Annotated in this window: 13 protein-coding genes; 11 read left to right on the top strand and 2 right to left on the bottom strand. The window is 62.4% G+C overall.

Annotated features, from left to right (window positions below):
* Positions 1–158: 158 nt before the first annotated feature.
* The 6 genes from pheS to ABHR75_RS05070 all read left to right on the top strand — a co-directional run bounded on the left by pheS (position 159) and on the right by ABHR75_RS05070 (position 7,762).
* Entirely contained in the window at positions 159–1,235 is a 1,077-nt protein-coding gene (pheS, locus tag ABHR75_RS05095; RefSeq protein WP_035136801.1) for a phenylalanine--tRNA ligase subunit alpha, read from the top strand.
* 184 nt (positions 1,236–1,419) lie between these two features.
* Positions 1,420–3,873, top strand: a complete 2,454-nt coding sequence (gene pheT, locus ABHR75_RS05090) for a phenylalanine--tRNA ligase subunit beta (protein WP_138113946.1) — start codon at positions 1,420–1,422, stop codon at positions 3,871–3,873.
* A gap of 245 nt (positions 3,874–4,118) precedes the next feature.
* Complete coding sequence (cbiM, locus tag ABHR75_RS05085; protein ID WP_138113948.1) at positions 4,119–5,204, top strand: cobalt transporter CbiM; 1,086 nt, start codon at positions 4,119–4,121, stop codon at positions 5,202–5,204.
* Complete coding sequence (locus ABHR75_RS05080; RefSeq protein WP_138113950.1) at positions 5,182–6,018, top strand: energy-coupling factor transporter transmembrane component T family protein; 837 nt, start codon at positions 5,182–5,184, stop codon at positions 6,016–6,018. The genes cbiM and ABHR75_RS05080 overlap by 23 nt, the downstream gene beginning before the upstream one ends.
* A gap of 44 nt (positions 6,019–6,062) precedes the next feature.
* The gene (locus ABHR75_RS05075; RefSeq protein WP_138113952.1) at positions 6,063–6,833 is read left to right on the top strand and encodes an energy-coupling factor ABC transporter ATP-binding protein; all 771 of its coding nucleotides are present in this window, start codon (positions 6,063–6,065) and stop codon (positions 6,831–6,833) included.
* 80 nt (positions 6,834–6,913) lie between these two features.
* Positions 6,914–7,762 carry a hypothetical protein gene (locus ABHR75_RS05070; RefSeq protein ID WP_229030341.1) on the top strand — a complete coding sequence of 283 codons (849 nt, stop codon included), beginning with the start codon at positions 6,914–6,916 and terminating at the stop codon, positions 7,760–7,762.
* On the opposite strand, the gene ABHR75_RS05065 is transcribed toward ABHR75_RS05070, so the two are convergent.
* Positions 7,759–8,832 carry a hypothetical protein gene (locus ABHR75_RS05065; RefSeq protein ID WP_346963795.1) on the bottom strand — a complete coding sequence of 358 codons (1,074 nt, stop codon included), beginning with the start codon at positions 8,830–8,832 and terminating at the stop codon, positions 7,759–7,761. The two genes, ABHR75_RS05070 and ABHR75_RS05065, sit on opposite strands and share 4 nt — an antisense overlap.
* Before the next feature lie 425 nt (positions 8,833–9,257).
* A complete protein-coding gene (pyk, locus tag ABHR75_RS05060) occupies positions 9,258–10,718 on the bottom strand; it encodes a pyruvate kinase (protein WP_138113958.1) in 1,461 nt (486 codons plus the stop codon).
* Between the two features lie 442 nt (positions 10,719–11,160).
* Between pyk and ABHR75_RS05055 the strand changes: the two genes are divergently transcribed.
* From ABHR75_RS05055 to ABHR75_RS05035, 5 genes are all read left to right on the top strand, one after another.
* Complete coding sequence (locus ABHR75_RS05055) at positions 11,161–13,842, top strand: cation-translocating P-type ATPase (protein ID WP_138113960.1); 2,682 nt, start codon at positions 11,161–11,163, stop codon at positions 13,840–13,842.
* Positions 13,843–14,320: 478 nt separating this feature from the next.
* The gene (gene rsgA / locus ABHR75_RS05050; protein WP_175406139.1) at positions 14,321–15,274 is read left to right on the top strand and encodes a ribosome small subunit-dependent GTPase A; all 954 of its coding nucleotides are present in this window, start codon (positions 14,321–14,323) and stop codon (positions 15,272–15,274) included.
* A gap of 252 nt (positions 15,275–15,526) precedes the next feature.
* A complete protein-coding gene (gene cpaB / locus ABHR75_RS05045; protein ID WP_227790272.1) occupies positions 15,527–16,186 on the top strand; it encodes a Flp pilus assembly protein CpaB in 660 nt (219 codons plus the stop codon).
* Entirely contained in the window at positions 16,186–17,835 is a 1,650-nt protein-coding gene (locus tag ABHR75_RS05040) for a nucleotide-binding protein (protein WP_161145129.1), read from the top strand. The genes cpaB and ABHR75_RS05040 overlap by 1 nt, the downstream gene beginning before the upstream one ends.
* Positions 17,832–19,160: a TadA family conjugal transfer-associated ATPase gene (locus tag ABHR75_RS05035; RefSeq protein ID WP_138113966.1), complete on the top strand. Its 1,329-nt coding sequence runs from the start codon at positions 17,832–17,834 to the stop codon at positions 19,158–19,160. The genes ABHR75_RS05040 and ABHR75_RS05035 overlap by 4 nt, the downstream gene beginning before the upstream one ends.
* Positions 19,161–19,164 lie beyond the last annotated feature (4 nt).

Below are 19,164 nucleotides of genomic sequence, written 5' to 3'. Positions count from 1 at the left end.
CCGGGTCAAACAAGGTGGTACCGCGGAATTCAACCGTCCTTGGGCAATGCACATGCCCGAGGGCGGTTTTTTGTTACCGAACCGGGCCGCGTTTTCGCAGTGCCAGACGGCGACAGTCGTCCCGGCAGGCGGAAAGCGCGAGAGACGAAAGGGAAGACATGAGTCTGATTGATGATCTGGTCAAACTCGAGGAAGAGGCCAAGGAGCTCGTCGCCGGTGCCGACGACGCCGCCAAGCTCGAGGCCGCGCGCGTTGAGCTGCTCGGCCGCAAGGGCCGCATCACCGGCCTGATGCGCATGATGGGCAAGCTCGCCCCCGAGGATCGTCCCATGATGGGCAAACGCGCCAACGAGATGCGCCAGCTGATCGAGGGCATGCTCGACGAGCGCACCACCGAGATGAAGGCCGCCGCCCTCAAGCACGCACTCGAGCACGAGGCCGTCGACATCACGCTGCCGGGTATCCGTCCGCAGATCGGTCACCAGCACCTGATCAAGCAGATCATCGAGGAGGCCGAGGACATCTTCTGCGGCATCGGCTACACCGTCGAGTCCGGCCCCATGGTCGATACCTCCTACTACAACTTCACCGCGCTCAACGCGCCCATGGATCACCCGAGCCGCTCGGCTCGCGACACGTTCTATGTGGTCGACAACAACCCCGGCAGCGTTGCGCATCCCGAGGCTCACGCTCACGGCGAGTCCGACGTGCTGCTGCGCACCCAGACCTCGGGCGTGCAGATCCACACCATGGAGTCGCAAAAGCCGCCCATCTACATGATCTGCCCGGGCACCGTCTATCGTCCCGACACGGCCGACGCCTGCCACCTGCCGCAGTTCAACCAGATCGAAGGCCTGGTCGTCGACGAGGGTATCACCTTTGGCGATCTTAAGGGCACGCTCGACTACTTTGTTAAGTGCATGTTTGGTGAGGATCGCAAGACGCGCTATCGCCCGCACTTCTTCCCCTTCACCGAGCCTTCCTGCGAGGTGGACGTGAGCTGCCACGTGTGCGGCGGCAAGGGCTGCAACTTCTGCAAGCACAGCGGCTGGATCGAGATTCTGGGCTGCGGCATGGTCGACCCCAACGTCCTGATCAACTGTGGCATCGACCCCGAGAAGTACACCGGCTTCGCCTTTGGTATTGGCGCCGAGCGCGTCGCGGCACTGCGCTACGACCTGCCCGACCTCAGAACTCTCATGACGGGTGATATGCGCTTCTTGAATCAGTTCTAGGCTGCGGCTTGCCCAAGCACGACACCTCGGCGCTCATTCGTCGCTTGCGTACCAAAGTACGCGGCGCTCCTCTTTCGGGCCGATCTGCCGCACTTGGACAACCCTCGCTTTGTAAGGAATGTTCACAAAGTTGAAGTTTCCACCTGCATCTCTTCGCAGGCTTTCAGTATGAAAGGAGAGCTAGATGCGTGTTTCTTACGACTGGCTCAAGACCATGATCGATATTCCGGAGGATCCCAAGACCCTTTCGGACGAATATATCCGTACCGGCACCGAGGTCGAGGCGATCGACACCGTGGGCGAGTCCTTCGACCACGTGGTGACCGCCCAGGTGCTCACCAAGACCCCGCACCCCGATAGCGACCACATGTATGTGTGCTCGGTCGACGTGGGTGACAAGAACCTCGACGCCGACGGCAACCCCGCTCCGCTGCAGATCGTCTGCGGCGCGCAGAACTTCGAGGCCGGTGACCACATCGTCGCGGCCATGATCGGCGCTGTCCTGCCCGGCGGCGTCAAGATCAAGAAGAGCAAGCTTCGCGGCGTCGTGTCCATGGGCATGAACTGCTCCGCGCGCGAGCTCGGCTTGGGCGGCGACCACTCCGGCATCATGATCCTGCCCGAGGATACGCCCTGCGGCATGCCGTTTGCCGAGTACGTGGGCTCGAGCGACACCGTGCTCGACTGCGAGATCACGCCCAACCGTCCCGATTGCCTGTCCATGATCGGCATGGCCCGCGAGACCGGCGCCATCTTCGACCGCGATTTCCACGTTGAGCTGCCCGCCATCAAGGCCGAGACCGGCCGCGCGACCGACGACGAGCTTTCGGTCGAGATTGCCGACGAGGGCCTGTGCGACCGCTACGTTGCCCGCATCGTGCGCAACGTCAAGGTCGGCCCGTCGCCCGACTGGATGGTCAAGCGCCTTAACGCCTTGGGCGTGCGCCCGCACAACAACATCGTCGACATCACCAACTATGTGATGATGCTCACCGGTCAGCCGCTGCACGCCTTTGACCTGGACACCTTTGCCGAGCGCGATGGCCACCGTCGTGTGGTGGTTCGCGCCGCCCAGCAGGACGAGAAGTTCACGACGCTCGACGGCGAGGAGCGCACGCTTGACGCCGGCATGGGCCTCATCACCGACGGCGAGCGCCCCGTGGCGTTGGCCGGTGTTATGGGTGGCATGGATTCCGAGATCGAGGACGATACCGTTGACGTGATGGTCGAGAGCGCCTGCTTCAATGCCGGCCGCACCTCGCACACCAGCCGCGACCTTTCGCTGATCTCCGACGCCTCCATTCGCTTTGAGCGCCAGGTCGACGAGACCGGCTGCGTGGATGTCGCCAACGTTACCTGCGCGCTGATCGAGGAGATCGCCGGCGGCGAGGTTGCTCCCGGCTATGTCGACGTTTTCCCCGCGCCCAAGACCATCGACAGCATTAAGCTGCGCCTGGCCCGCGTGCACGCCATCTGCGGTGCCGACATCGAGCCCGACTTTATCGAGCGCTCGCTCACCCGCCTGGGCTGCACCGTCGAGCGCGACGGCGAGGACTTTATGGTCACGCCGCCGAGCTTCCGTCCCGACCTGCCGCGTGAGATCGACCTGATCGAGGAGGTTCTGCGCCTGTGGGGCATGGGTCGCGTCACGGCGACCATTCCGGCTGCCAAGAACCACATCGGCGGCCTGACTCGCGAGCAGAAGCTCACCCGCAAGGTCGGCGAGATCCTGCGCGCCTGCGGCCTCAACGAGACCACGACCTTTGGCTTTGCCGCTCCGGGCGACCTGGAGAAGATCGGCATGTCCACCGAGGGCCGCGGCTGCCCCGTGGTGCTCATGAACCCGCTGGTGGCCGAGCAGACCGAGATGCGCCGCTCGCTGCTGCCGGGTCTGCTGCAGTCCGTTGCCTATAACGAGGCGCACGGTACGCCCAACGTACACCTGTACGAGGTCGGCAGCCTGTTCCATGGCCGCGAGAACGCCAGCCTGCCCAAGGAGACCAAGTCCGTCGCGGGCGTGCTCTCGGGCCAGTGGAGCGAGCAGTCTTGGAGCATGAAGTACCGCAAGCTGCGTTTCTTCTTTGGCAAGGGCATCGTCGAGGAGCTGCTCGCCCAGCTGCGCATCGAGAAGGTTCGCTTCCGTCCCGTCGAGGGCGAGGGCTATGCCTTCCTGCAGCCGGGTCGTGCTGCCGAGGTCCTGTCCGGCGGCACCGTGCTGGGTTGGGTCGGCGAGATCCACCCCGAGGCGCGCGAGGCTATGGGCATTGACGAGGTCGTCGTCGCCTTTGAGCTCGACTTGGATAAGCTGATCAAGGGCGCCCGCAACCAGGAGAACTACCGTGAGTTCTCGCAGTACCCGGCCGTTGAGCACGACCTCGCTATCGTGGTTGACAACACTGTGACCTGCGAGGATCTTGAGCGTCGTATTACGAGTGCCGGCGGCAAGCTGCTCGAGGGCGTGCGCCTGTTCGATGTCTACCGCGATCCGGTCCGCATCGGCAAGGGCAAGAAATCCATGGCCTTTGCGCTTACGTATCGCTCCGACGACCACACGCTCACCAGCGAAGAGGTCGAAAAGGCGCACCAGAAGATCGTCACCAAGGTGTGCAAGGGCGTAAACGGCGAGGTCCGCGGCTAGGTCCTGCGCCGGATATAGACCAGCGTCGGCTGCCGCCGAGTCTTACGTGACTGCTGTTTTCGGTATAAGGCACCGTTGAGCCTTCATATATGACACGCGCATTACATAACGGCGTGCTGCTTTGTCGGCAGTGCGCCGTTTTGCTATGATAGCCCGCGGCGTGTTACGAATCTGACAATGCGTAACACTGACAAGGTGATTCAAGCGGCGTTGCAATTCTGTGCGTCGATAACCGGGAGGCGTATATGCACATTCCAGATAACTACCTGTCCCCGCAGACCGATGCCGTTATGGCGGTGGCGATGGTGCCCGTTTGGGTCCATTGCATCAAAAAGGTACGCGCCACGCTCGATCGCGAGCACATGGCTTTCCTGGGCATCTGCGCTGCGTTCTCCTTCTTGCTCATGATGTTTAACGTGCCGCTGCCCGGCGGCACCACGGGTCACGCCGTCGGCGGTGCACTCATCGCGCTGCTGCTGGGCCCCGAGGCCGCGGCCATTGCGGTTTCGGTCGCACTGGCACTGCAGGCGCTGCTGTTTGGCGACGGCGGCATCCTGTCCTTTGGAGCCAACTGCTTTAACATGGCATTTGTGCTGCCGTTTGTGGCAGCCATCGTGTTCCGTGCGCTCAACGGCCGCCTGCACGACAAGAGCTGGGGCACTTCGGTTTCTGCCATCGTGAGCGGCTGGATCGGCTTGTGCGTGGCTGCCCTGTGCGCTGCCATCGAGTTCGGCATTCAGCCGATGCTCTTCACCAACGCCTCGGGTGCCCCGCTATACTGCCCCTTCCCGCTGTCTGTTTCCATTCCGGCCATGTTGATTCCGCACATGCTGGTAGCCGGTGTGGTCGAGGGCGTGGCGACTGCCGCGATCTACGGCTTTATCAAGAAGACGGCGCCGGGCGTTATCGTCGGCCCCGAAGCCGCCGATGGACAGCTTACTGCCGAGGGCGCAGCCGCCAAGAAGACCTCGCTGGTCCCCACGCTCATCCTGGTCGCCGTGCTTGTCGTGGCCACGCCGCTGGGCCTGCTGGCCACGGGTGACGCATGGGGCGAGTGGGACGCCGAGGGCGCCGCGACCGCCGTTCAGGAGGCTGGTGACGACAGTCTGCAGACTTCGGTTGGCCTCGATACTCCGACCTTTGCCGATGTCCTGCCCACGGGCGATTATCTGCAGGCCTATTCCGAGGAGCAGGGCCTTGACTTTGCCGGTCAGGCTGCCATGTATATCCTGTCCGGCGTGATTGGCGTGGCGGTGCTCACCATCGCATTCCGCCTGATCTCGCTGACGGTTAAGGAAAGCGGTGCTCATGGCAATAGCCGAGCTGCCTAGCTGGCTTGCGGCCGAGGAGCGATATGAGCCCGTGGGGGCTCGGCATCGTGTGATGCAAAAGAATGTCCTGCACCTGGCGAGCCTGCTTGAGCGGGTTCGCCTGGGTGGAGGCGCGCACGAGGGCGGGTCGATGGTCGACCGCGCCCTTTCTTGCGTTTCGGCTCCGGTGCGCCTGGTGGGGATGTTCGTTTGCGTCCTGTGCGTGTGTCTGACGCAGAGCCCTCTGTACCTCATGTTGATGGCGGCTATCGCGCTGGTGCTCGTTGCCGTGCGCCCCGTACGCGGGCTGCGGGCAACCTTTGTGCCGGCGCTTGGCGCTGCAGGGCTCGCGGTGGTTCTGGTACTGCTCGCCTTGCTGCTGGACACTTCTGCCGCGGGCGCCATGCTCAAGATCGCGCTCAAGACGTTTATTAATGTGTCGCTGGTGCTGGGTGTTTCGTGGACGCTCACCTGGAGCCGCATGTCGGCGGCGCTCAAAATGCTGCACCTGCCCGACGAGGTTATCTTTACGTTTGATATGGCGCTCAAGCATATTGAGGTGCTGGGACGCACGGCGCACGATCTGTGCGAATCGGTCATGCTGCGCAGCGTCGGTTCCGCGCCTGCGGGTTTTTCGCGCACCGATTCGCTGGCGGGTATCATGGGCATGACGTTTATCAAGGCGATGGAATGCAGCCGCGCGATGGACGAGGCCATGCTGTGTCGCGGCTTCGCCGGCGTGTATCCGGCGCTTGCACGGAGCGGCTTTGGCTGGCACGATGCGGTTTACGCGGCCGTTGTGGCGTTGCTCGCCGTGTTGTGCGCGGTGCTGTAGCGCGGACGGTCGAACCGTTGATGTGAGTAGGGAAGGGCGACGTTTTGGCAAACGATACGAATAACGCGATGGGTGCGAGCGGTGCTGCCGGCGCCGAGGTCACGCCGCTCATCGAGTTTCGCGACGTGGTGTTTTCCTATGCGGGTCATACGGTGGTCGATGGCGTTTCATTGCAGGTGAACCGTGGAGAGCTCGTTGCTCTGCTTGGTCCTAACGGCTGCGGCAAGACGACGATTATGCGTCTTATCAACGGCCTTGAGCTTGCGGACGCGGGTGCGTACCTGTTCGACGGGCATGCGGTCGATGCGGCGTTTCTAAAGGATTCTGCGGCCGCTCAGCGTTTTCATCAGCGCGTGGGCTTTGTGTTCCAGAATGCCGACGCCCAGCTGTTCTGCGCTACGGTGGGCGAGGAAGTTGCTTTTGGTCCCGCGCAGATGGGGCTGCCGGCAGACGAGCTCGAGCGCCGCGTGCGCGATGCCATGGAGCTGTTCCAGGTTGCCGACCTTGTCGACGTCTCTCCCTATCAGCTCTCGGGCGGGCAAAAGAAGCGCGTTGCGCTGGCTGCGGTGGTGTCGATGAACCCGGATATCCTGGTGCTCGATGAGCCCACCAATGGGCTCGACGAGGATTCATGCGACATCGTGGTCAACTTCTTGCTGGCCTACGTCGCGGCGGGTAAGACGGTCTTGATGAGCACGCATCACCAGGATTTGGTGCGACGCCTGGGTGCCCGTGCAATCTATATCGATCGATATCACCATGTGGTCGAGGCGTCTTCGTCGTCGTATGGAACTGAAAACGGTGCTACGGACTAGTTGCTGCGTAGAGCGTGCGTAGCCGTCCGCGCGGCTTTGCCGTGATGGTATAGTTATCCAGGTTTTTTATGGGGGTGGCTATGCCAAGCTGGAACATTCATATCGCTCAGACGGAGCGTTTGCTGGAGCGCACTGGTGCGCTTGCCAATAGCGTGCGCGACCGCAATGCCTTTTTGTTTGGCTGCGTGGTTCCGGATATCTTCGTGGGCTATATGGTCCCTGGCATCGCCGATCCCATCCCGTACCGCATTACGCACTTTGCAAAGCCCGAGCCTATCCCTAAGCCTCGTGAGCATGAGTTCTGGGATACCTATGTGGCACCGTTGCTTAAAAGTTCGCCCACCGGTGCGCCAGCCGCGGCGACCTCGATTATCGAGGAACGCGAGCGACTGAACCGCGTGCACTATCCCCAGCGCTACAAGGATGCCGAGCCGGTTGTCGGTCCCAGCGCTCGTGAGTTCTCGCTTGCGTCCGAGGACGTGGCGCAGTCGTTGCTTGATTTGACACTGGGTGTCTGGTCGCATCTGGTGGCCGATACCGTATGGAATACACGCGTGAATCAGTACCTGGAGGCGCACGGCGGCAAGCCGTGCGAGGAATTCCGCATTAAAAAGCAAGGCGACTTTGACTGGTTTGGCAAGACGCTCGGCATTGTTTCGATTCCGCGCGCGACCGATCGCCTGTATACCGCTGCGGCACGTTTTGGGCAGTATCCCATCCATAAGGAGTATGTGCTCAAGACCATCGGCGTTATGCACGAGATCGTGCGCGAAAACCCCGGCGAGCCCGATCATCCGCCGTATCGCCTGCTAACCGAGGAGTTTTTCGATGCAACGTTTACCGAGGTCATCGAGCTGACCGAGGCAGGATTTGCGGCTCGCGTTGCCGCTTCTGACATTCCCGCAGTCCCCCTGATCGCTAGCTGCTAGCCGGCCGGCTTAACGGTGAACAGTTCAACCCAATCGACCAACAGCTCCCGTCGCAGGGCATTTTCAGCGGTACGTTCCTGATCGGTCTTTGGGATGTAGGGGAGCCCCGCCTTTTTATGAATGAGCTCGGCGATGTTGTTAAAGCTCTTCTTGTCCTTGATCTGGTCGTAGGTAATTTGTATGACATCGTAGCCCATGCTGGTGAGCGCGGTGGTGCGTTCGGCATCGGAGAGGCTTGCGGCTTCGCCATCGTGGGCGGAGCGGCCTTGGCATTCCAAAATGACGCCCATGCTGTCGGTGGCGCTCTCGATGAGGATATCGGCGTAGCAGCAGGTTTTGTCATACATCGAGCGCGCGGCGTCGCTGAGTGGGATGCGCACGTTGTTGGTGATGCCGATACCCAGGCCGCCCTCGTCACGGGGGAGTGAGACGAGTATGGATGTTTGGACTTCGAAAGGCGAGGCGGTCTGCCCCGTCATGTGCTCGGCCGCCCAGCGGAGCTGCTTAACGCCGCGCAGGCCTGCGGCCTGCTTAGCGAACGCGGCAATATCCGCCGCGCTGAGGAGCGGTTGGCGCTTCCACAGGTTGGTGTCATTGCCCTTGGTGTCGTTAACTCGCTCCCAGCCGCAGTTGGGTGGAATGAGCTTAAGCGAAATAGATTCATCGAGTTTTTGCTGCGTTCGCTCGCAGGGCTTAAACACTGCAAAGGAGCCGCACATCTCGTAGCAAGCCATGAGTAACTGGTTGCGTGAGACCTTCGCAGCAAGGTTGAGCAGCGTAAACTCGGGCGACGTGACATCAAATCCATGCTCAGTCTGCCTAAACGACCCAGGAGGTGGCTCTTGGGTCAGGAGATGCGATTTAAACAGGCTTCGCGACCCGGATTGTGCCCGGGTGAATACAAGCCTGTGAAGCGGTGCGTGAAGCAGGTCTTTTACAACCGCATGACTTCTGAGGCCGCAACATCTGCGATCCATATTGCCAAGGCTAATGGCAGGGTAAAGACCCAGTATTTGCGGCGGGATGCGGTGATAGTTAAAAGCAGTTTGGCCGCATAGCGTCAGATCCACGATGCCCTCCTGGCTGAAAAGCGTGCCTATGGATTAAGGAGTGCCAGCGTCAATTCGGAAGTATGCGGCAAAATCTGAACCCTGTGAGCAGACCTGGCTTTTGAGGCTAGTTTATCAGGCATTTTGTTGCGAAAAAACGGGGTGTGCTCGGAGGTCTCAGAATTTGCCGCATACTTCCGAAAACGTGGCTGATCTTGACCTTGCTAAAACGATATAGCAGCTCTGCACGGGGTGTGGGTTTGCCGCCGGGCGAACACTTTTGGAGCCAGGAGTCCTAGTTCTGGGCCTTGAAGGGCGGATTTCGCGCTTTTGGTAAAGAAATGGGCGCGTGTTTTGCCGTGCCCCGGCTTTAGCGCACAGAAAAAGGGCCCGGAAGGCGAAGCCTTCCGGGCCCTTTGCAATGCAAGTCTGCTTGCAAGTGCGATTTAGCGCACCTGAGCGACGTAAGCGACGTTGGTCGAGGAGACCTTGTCCTCGAGCTGGACGCTCATGCGGGGATCGCCGGCGGTAGCGACGGTCAGGTCGCCAGTCTCGACGTAGCCGAGCTCCTTAGCGGTCTCGATCGCCTTGACGATCGTGCCGTTGACGGTGCCCTGGGTGATCTCGGCCTGGTGCGGGATAACGCCCCAGTACATAATCATCTGCTGGACGGCCCACTCGTGGCGGGAGAACGCGCAGATCGGCATGTTGGGACGGAAGTGCGAGATCAGGCGAGCGGTACGACCGGTGGTCGTCGGCACGGTGATGCACTTGGCGCCAACGGTGGTAGCCATGTTCACAGCGGACATACCCACAACGTTGTTGACGACGCGGGTGCCGTGAGCGTCAGCCGGAACCTCGAGCGGAGCGTGAGCCGGGAGGTACTTCTCAGTCTCGAGAGCAATGCTGGCCTGCATCTTAACGGCCTCGACCGGGTACTTACCGGCAGCGGACTCGCCAGAGAGCATAACGGCGTCGGTGCCGTCGTAGATGGCGTTAGCAACGTCGGCAACCTCGGCGCGCGTCGGGCGCGGGTTCTGCTGCATGGAGTCGAGCATCTGCGTAGCGGTGATAACGGGCTTGTAGGCCGCGTTGCACTTGGCGATGATCTCCTTCTGGATGTGCGGAACGAGCTCGGGCTTGATCTCGATGCCCAGGTCGCCACGGGCGACCATGATGCCGTCGGAAGCCTCGAGAATCTCGTCGAAGTTCTCGACGCCCAGGGCGCACTCGATCTTCGGGAAGATCGTCACGTGCTCGCCGCCGTTCTCGCGGCAAAGCTCGCGGATGCCGCGGACGGACTCGCCGTCACGGATGAAGGAAGCGGCGATGTAGTCGATGTTCTCGGTCAGGCCAAAGAGGATGTCCTGACGATCGCGCTCGGTGATGGCGGGCAGCGAGATGTTGACGTTGGGCATGTTGACGCCCTTGCGCTCGCCGATCAGGCCGTCGTTCTTAACGACGCAGGTCATGTCCTGGCCGTCGACGGACTCGACCTCGAGGGCAACCAGACCGTCATCGATCAGGATAAGGGAGCCCTTCTCGACCTCGGAGGGCAGAGCCAGGTAGTCGAGGGAGATGTGCTCAGAGGTGCCGTGGAAATCTTCGGACGTGGGCTGAGCGGTGACGACGATCTTGTCGCCGGTCTTGACGGCAACCTTCTTGCCGTCGACCAAAAGGCCGGTGCGGACCTCGGGGCCCTTGGTGTCGAGCAGGATGCCGACGGGCATGCCGAGCTCCTTGGAAATACGACGGACGCGCTCGATGCGACCGTGGTGCTCGTCGTAGGATCCGTGCGAGAAGTTAAAACGGGCGACGTTCATGCCCGCCTTGATCATCTCGCGGATGGTCTCGTCGCTATCGCAGGCGGGACCCATGGTGCATACAATCTTGGTGCGCTTGTACATTCAGACCTCCATCTGACATCGTCTTGCGCTGATAGATAAACCATAAGAAATTAAACTGAGATGATTATAGCGAAATGCCGACCGAATACCTCAAAAAATCGACCGTATGCCGAATTAGAAGTTCATTTTTTGCGGTAAAAACGGTATATGAAAAATCTTTACCAACCGTTCTGACCGCTGCTATCTGGGCGATATTTCAGTTTGATGATGCACCGAAGAAAAAACGTTTTATCAATGTTGAGCATCACACGGTCTGCATCGTTGCACTCGAGCCGTGTTTCCAATTGGAATGTTTTGGCTAGACGCGCCGCTTTGGGGTACCATAGCCCCACTATCAACTGCCGCTCAGCACGGCAGCCTTGATGAGCCCTTGCCCTTCTCCTGGGAATTATGATCGGGCATCAATCTGCTGAGTGGCCCGAATCCCAGGAGGGGACTCTATATGCAAAAGGAATACCTGTCCGCCGCGGCGGAGGTACTCAGCGACCAAGGTGTCGATGAGAACCTCGGCCTGAGCAACGACGAGGCGTCGTCGCGCCTCGCCAAGACAGGCCCTAACAAGCTCGAGGAAGCCGAGAAGACGCCGTTGTGGAAGCGCTTCTTTGAGCAGATGGCCGACCCCATGGTTATCATGCTGATCGTTGCCGCCGTCATCAGCGCGCTCACGGGCATGGTCAAGGGCGAGGCGGACTTTGCCGATGTCGCCATCATCATGTTCGTCGTTATCGTCAACTCGGTGCTGGGCGTGGTTCAGGAGGCTAAAAGCGAGGAGGCCCTCGAGGCCCTGCAGGAGATGAGCGCGGCGCAGTCCAAGGTGCTGCGCGACGGCAAGCTCGTGCACCTGCCGAGCGCCGAGCTCGTGCCCGGCGATGTGATCATGCTCGAGGCGGGCGACTCCGTCCCGGCCGACTGCCGTGTGCTCGAGAGCGCCACGATGAAGATCGAGGAGGCCGCCCTTACCGGCGAGTCCGTGCCCGTCGAGAAGCATGCCAACGTCATTGAGCTCGCCGCCGGCATCGACGACGTGCCGCTCGGCGACCGCAAGAACATGTGCTACATGGGTTCCACCGTGGTATACGGCCGCGGTCGCGCCGTCGTGGTCGGCACCGGTATGAACACCGAGATGGGCAAGATCGCCGGCGCCCTGGCCGAGGCCAAGGAAGAGCTCACGCCGCTGCAGGTGAAGCTCGCCGAGCTCAGCCGCATCCTTACCATCATGGTTATCGTCATCTGCGTCGTCATCTTTGGCGTCGACATCATCCGTCACGGCGTGGGCAACGTCCTCACCGACCCGACAGCCTTGCTCGATACCTTTATGGTCGCCGTCTCGCTCGCCGTCGCTGCCATCCCCGAGGGCCTGGTCGCCGTCGTGACCATCGTGCTGTCGCTTGGCGTGACCAAGATGGCCAAGCGCCAGGCAATCATCCGCAAGCTATCCGCCGTCGAGACCCTTGGCTGCACACAGACCATCTGCTCCGACAAGACCGGTACCCTCACCCAGAACAAGATGACCGTCGTCAAGCACGAGCTCGCTGCGCCTAAGGAGAAGTTCCTGGCCGGCATGGCTCTGTGCTCCGACGCCCAGTGGGACGAGGAACTGGGCGAGGCTGTGGGTGAGCCGACCGAGTGTGCGCTCGTCAACGATGCCGGCAAGGCGGGGCTCACTGGCCTGACTGCCGAGCATCCGCGCGTGGGCGAGGCCCCGTTTGACTCGGGCCGCAAGATGATGTCCGTGGTCGTCGAGACCCTGGACGGCGAGTACGAGCAGTACACCAAGGGCGCGCCCGACGTGGTGATCGGCCTGTGTACCCATATCTACGAGGGCGACAAGGTTGTCCCCCTGACCGAGGAGCGTCGCGCCGAGCTCGTGGCCGCCAACAAGGCCATGGCCGACGAGGCCCTGCGCGTGCTGGCGCTGGCGAGCCGCACCTACACCGAGGTCCCGGCCGACTGCAGCCCCGCCGCGCTCGAGCATGACCTGGTCTTCTGCGGCCTGTCCGGCATGATTGACCCGGTCCGCCCCGAGGTCGCCGACGCCATCCGCGAGGCGCACGACGCCGGTATCCGCACCGTCATGATTACGGGCGACCACATCGACACCGCCGTGGCCATCGCCAAGCAGCTGGGCATCGTCACCGATCGCAGCCATGCCATCACCGGTGCCGACCTCGATCGCATGAGCGACGAGGAGCTCGACGCGCACATCGAGGACTACGGCGTGTACGCCCGCGTCCAGCCCGAGCACAAGACCCGCATCGTCGAGGCATGGAAGTCACGCGACCAGATCGTGGCCATGACGGGCGACGGCGTCAACGACGCCCCGTCCATCAAACGCGCCGACATCGGCGTGGGCATGGGCATCACCGGTACCGACGTCACCAAGAACGTCGCCGACATGGTACTTGCCGACGACAACTTCGCCACCATCATCGGTGCCTGCGAAGAGGGGCGCCGCATCTACGACAACATCCGCAAGGTCATCCAGTTCCTGCTTTCGGCCAACCTTGCCGAGGTGTTCTCGGTGTTTATCGCCACGCTCATCGGCTTTACCATCTTTCAGCCGGTGCAGCTGCTGTGGGTGAACCTGGTCACCGACTGCTTCCCCGCGCTCGCGCTGGGCATGGAGGATGCCGAGGGCGACATCATGAAGCGCAAGCCGCGCAACGCCAAGGACGGCGTCTTTGCCGGACATATGGGTCTGGACTGCGTGGTCCAGGGCCTGATCATCACCGTGCTGGTGCTGGCGAGCTTCTTTGTGGGCGTGTACTTTGACATGGGCTACATCCACATCGCCGATATGATCGCCGGCAATGCCGACGAGGAAGGCGTGATGATGGCGTTCATCACGCTCAACATGGTCGAGATTTTCCACTGCTTCAATATGCGCAGCCGTCGTGCGTCGCTGTTCACCATGAAGAAGCAGAACAAGTGGCTGTGGGCTTCCGCCGCGCTGGCACTGGTGCTGACGGTGATCGTGACCGTGCAGCCGACGCTTGCCGAGATGTTCTTCGGCCCTGTGACGCTTGAGCTCAAGGGCGTTCTTGCCGCGCTGGGTCTGGCCTTCCTGATCATCCCGCTTATGGAGATCTACAAGGCGATCATGCGCGCGGTCGAGAAGGAGTAACGTACCTGTCCGGGCCCGACCGCCTGCGGGGTTTCCACGGGCACGTCCTCGCCGCTTTGCGGCTGCGGGATGTGCCCTTAGGAAACCCCTCCCGGCGGGCGGGCCCTGCGGTATCCTTGCTGGCTTTTCTCCCGTGCGGATGAAAAGGGCTGAGGGAAAGTTTGTGAGCTGGTCGGGCTTTGCCCGGCCAGCTCTTTTTGATTTAAAATACCTGCTCAGTTGTGATTTATGGTGCTGGGAGGCGCTTGTGGGCAAGGCTAAGGCTAAAGCGAAGAAAAAGACGACGGGGGCGCGGGCTAAGCGCGATCGTCGTCGGAAGCTTGCGACCGAGGCCCCCGCATCAGCCGAGGAGCTGCTGGCAAACGTGCCGGGACTCGACGCGCTGCAGGATGTTCCGGCGTTCGATGACCTGCCGGTCGATGAAGCTCAGCAGGCGGCATTTGACGACTTTTGCGCACATGCCGAGGAGCCCGAGCAGATGCAGCTTGGCGCCGTGGTGCGCTTGGATCGCGGGTTTCCGCTGGTGGCGACTGCCGATGACGCCTTCCGCGCCGAGCATGCCGTGGGGTTTGCCAAGTCGCGCGGCGAGGACGAGGTCCTGCTGCCTGCCGTGGGCGACCGTGTGGCGGTGCGCCGCGCTCCCGGGCACGATATGGGCGTGATTGAGTGCGTGCTGCCACGCCGTACGAGCTTTGAGCGTTGGCGCGGCCGTGCCCGTGGAGAGCGCCAGGTGCTCTGCTCCAACGTGGATAGCGTGCTAATCGTGCAGGCGCTCGGTGCCGGTGAGGTGCTGCTCGACCGCGTGGCGCGCTCGCTGGTGTTGGCGCTCGACTGCGATGCCGAGCCGGTGGTGGTGCTCACCAAAGCTGACCGCTGCGATGCCGAGGAGCTCGAGCGCGATCTGGACCGCGTGCGCCGCCTAGTGGGCCCGGACGTGCGCGTGATCGTGACGTCTTCTGCCGAGGGCCGCGGCCTGGACGAGGTCCGTGCCTGCGTGCCTGCCGGGAGCTGCGCCATGATTCTGGGCGAGTCGGGTGCCGGCAAGTCGACGCTGCTCAATGCACTGCTGGGCCACGATACGTTGGCGACCGGCGGTGTGCGCGAACGCGACGACCAGGGCCGTCACACTACCGTCGCGCGCGTGATGGTGGCGCTGCCGGGCGACGCCGGCGTGATCGCCGATGCCCCGGGCCTGCGCAGCCTACCGCTCGTGGGTCACGAGCGGGGTCTGGCGTGCGCCTTCCCCGAGATTGTCGAGGCATCGCACGCGTGCCGGTTTGGCGATTGCACGCATACCCATGAGCCGGGCTGCGCCGTTCGCGAGGCCGAGGACGCCGGGCAGATCGACAGCCTGCGTCTGGAAACGTTCCAAAACCTGGCGTCATCCATGCGCGTGAGCGCTCAAATGCTCGATCCCGATGTCCATCTGTAATTGATTTTTCCTATGACAGCCGTCTCCCAACTGTTCGGGAGACGGCTTTTTTGCTGCGGAAAAGCCTCGAAACATGCAGTTTGCTGACGTGCTGACCAAAACCTTGCCACGAGCTTGACGGGCTGGTCAGCTTTTGGTCAGCGATTGGTTTGACATCGAAAACCAAGATCGCGATTGCGCCGCTTTGCACTCTGACCACCCAGACAATGGTGGTACGGGCATTCGCCCGGCACTGCCATGAGAGGAGCGGCCGTGAACAAGAGCAAGCGCATCGCCATCAGTCTGGTCGCGGGCGTGCTCGCTGCTCTGCTCTGCATGGTTTACGGCTCGTCGATCCGCTCGCAAGCCGAACAGGTCCAGGCTGAGACCTTGGCCAAGTACGGTGGCGATCGCGTCGAGGTATGCGTCGCGGCGCGCGATATCGATGTGGGCGAGACCCTCGATGAGACCAATGTCATAACCCAGGAATGGCTGACGAGTTTGCTGCCGCGTGACGCGGCGACCGAGCTGCGCCAGGTACGCGGCGACGTGACGACTTCACGTATTCCCAAAAACGCCGTGATCTGCAATGTCTACACCAAGGCCGAGAGCCACAAGCTCGAGGTGCCTAAGGGCAAGGTCGCCGTTTCGGTGGCGGTCGATGCCGAGCACTCGGTCGGCGGTGCCACGGGCGTGGGCAGCTATGTGGACGTGTACGTGCAAAAAGATGGCGTAACCGATCGACTGTGCGGCGCGCACGTGATCGATACCAGTGAGAATTCCGGTGCCACGCGCGAGGGCAAGATCGAATGGGTGACGCTGGCGGCTGACCCCGAAGACGTCAAGGAACTGCTGGGAGCCTCGGGCAAGGGAACGGTCAGCTTGACGATTCCCGCCACGGCGCGCGGCAAAAAGAGCGGAGGCGACGAGTGATGAAGGCGATCTGGCTTGCGTGCTGCGCGTGCGGCGATTACGGGCTGTTGCAGCAGGAAGTCGAGGGCCGTGATGCGGGTGCACAGGTGCTTCGCGTGGGTGACCTGGACGGGCTGGTTTCCATGGCGCGGGCGTTTCCGTCGCGCCGCGGGGCTGCCATCATCGCGGCGTCTCTGTTTGATATCGAAGATGTGCGCAAGACTGTTGCGCGCCTGACGGCCGAAGGCCGCGTGAGTCGCGTGGTCGTGTTGATAGAAGCGCTCGATCCGTCGGATATCGAGGGACTGTTTCGCGCGGGGGCGACCGAGGTCATCGCTGCGCACAGTATATGCGGCAACGGGCGCGCGGGCGAGGGAGCGGTTGATTCCGATCGGCGCATGACGATTGAGCCCGATGCTTTTGTTGATAGGGAACCCGGGGCGCCTCGCGCTACAAGAGGCCCGCGTGTTGATGATTATGGAAAAGCGGAAGCCGAGCATGGTCGGCGCCCCCGGAACCCCCTTGTATACGATGACGCTGGAGGGCCGGCACAGCATGCTGGCGACTCCCCGGCTGTAGATATGGGATACGTGCACGGCGTGAATCTGGCGGATGAACTCGACGAAGTTGAGGGCTTTGCCGGGTGCGGCGAGTTGTCGCTGATGCAGCATGAGCAGATTGCACAGAACGAGCCTGCCTTGCAGACCGAACAAGCTGCCATGCCGGCTTGGACGCAGCGTGTGGTTGCGGCGGGGGAGACGGGGACGCTGTCGCCGACGCCCGCCCCGCCGCCTCCGATGCCGCCGGCAGACGCTGCCGCTCCGCAGCATCGAGCTCCGGTCATCTGCGCCATTTCGGGTTCGGGCGGTTGCGGCAAGTCGACGATCGTTGCCACCATGGCACACACATCGTCGCTGTTGGGCTTGCGTGCCGCCGTGCTCGACCTGGACCTGATGTTTGGAAACCTTTACGACTTGTTAGGCGTCGATGCTCCGCGCGATATGGCGGCACTTATCGAGCCGGCGGCGGCGGGCGCGCTCACCGAGCCGGATATCGTAGCCACATCGATGCGCGTGGCGCCAGGCGTTACGCTCTGGGGTCCCGTTGCGGCGCCCGAGCAAGCCGAGCTCATGGCACGTCCGGTGGAGCTACTGCTTGATGTTTTGCGTCGCGAATCCGACGTAGTCTTTATCGATACCTCGGTCTTTTGGGGCGACGCCGTGGCGGCTGCGGTGGCGGCGAGCGACCGCTGCCTGATCGTTGGCGATGCTGCGGTGTCGTCCGCGACATCGGCGTCGCGCGTCATTGAACTGGCAAGTCGAGTAGGTGTGCCGCGCACGCGCATGAGCGCCGTGTTCAACCGGTTCGGTGCGCGCGGGGCAGACGAGGACGTCGCCATGCGCTTTGAGATTGCCTGTGCGTTGAGCTCCAAGATTCGTATCGCCGATGGCGGGCAGGATCTCGCCGCGCTCATGGCGTTTGGGCGCGCTGATGAGGCAGTGGGGCAGACCAGCGCTTTTGCGACCAGCGTGCGCGAGGCCACGCGCGAGATGCTCGTGGAACTGGGGTGCGCCGTCGGCCCTTGGAGCGATATGGTCGCCGACCGTGCAACGCGCACCGAACGCCCGCGTATCCGCCTTCCCTGGTCGCGCGAGGGTGATCAGCGATGAGCCTGCAAACGAGGATTAAGGCTGCCGGCGCTGCAGCGGGGGCAGCGCCTGTAGATGCGGGGCGTCGCCGCGCGGTGAAACGACGCACCAAGTGCGCCGTGATGGACCGCATGGGTTACGACGAAGTGGCGCGTATCAGCGCCTATATCGACCCGGCACTTGCCCGCTCGGAATTGCGTCCCGCGGTGGAGGCGGCGCTCAATGTTGAGGAACCGACCGATCTCGCGACGACCGAGCGCGAGACCATCATCGACGAGATTTTGGATGACGTAGTGGGCCTGGGGCCGTTGCAGCCGCTCATCGAGGACGACACCGTTACCGAGATCATGATCAACGGCTGCCGCTCGGCTTTCTTTGAACGCGGCGGCGTCTTGCACCCCATCGAGCATGCGTTTGAGGATGATGAACAGATCCGTGTGCTTATCGACCGCATCATCTCGCCACTTGGCCGCCGTATCGACGAGCGCAGCCCCATCGTCAACGCCCGCCTCAAAACGGGCTATCGCGTCAACGCGGTGATTCCGCCTGTGGCGATTGACGGACCGATTCTCACCATCCGAAAGTTCTCGGACCGCATCTGCTCGCTGGACGAGCTTGTGGGGCTGGGGTCGCTGCCGCTTTGGTATGCGCAGCTGTTGTCGTGCGCGGTGTCGCTGCGACAGGACCTGGCGGTTGCGGGAGGCACGGGATCTGGTAAGACCACCCTGCTCAACGCGTTGTCATGTGAGATTTCCACCGGCGAGCGCATCGTGACGATCGAGGACTCTGCCGAGCTCAAGTTTGCGCATCATCCGCACGTGGTGCGTCTAGAGGCGCGCGAGGCTTCAATTGAGGGCGAGGGCGCGGTGACGATCCGCGACCTGGTGACCAATGCCCTGCGCATGCGCCCCGACCGCATCGTGGTGGGCGAGGTGCGCGGTGCCGAGTGCTGCGACATGTTGCAGGCCATGAACACGGGCCACGACGGGTCGCTCACCACGCTTCATGCGGGTTCCGAGCAGGAGACCGTGGTGCGTCTGACGTTGCTTGCACGTTATGGCATCGATCTGCCGAGCGAGCTCATCGAAGAGCAGATTGCCATGGCGCTCGACGGCATCGTGATGTCCGAGCGCCACGCCGATGGCAGGCGCTTCGTCTCCTCGTATTCGGGGGTGCGTCGCGCCGCGTCGGGCGGCGTAGAGCTCGAGCGCTATGTGACTTTCGATGCCGCCGAGCGCACCTGGACGCTTGACCGCGAGCCGCCGTTTATCGCAGAAGGCCTGCGGTCGGGGACGCTCACACAAGAGGAGGTGGACGAATGGAGGTCGCTGTGCCCCTCGTCGTAGGGGG

Origin of the sequence: Collinsella aerofaciens (assembly GCF_039752955.1) — a bacterium.
Taxonomy (GTDB): domain Bacteria; phylum Actinomycetota; class Coriobacteriia; order Coriobacteriales; family Coriobacteriaceae; genus Collinsella; species Collinsella aerofaciens_BI.
Note: the sequence above shows the minus strand (reverse complement) of the source record. Positions and strands in the feature narration are given on the sequence as shown.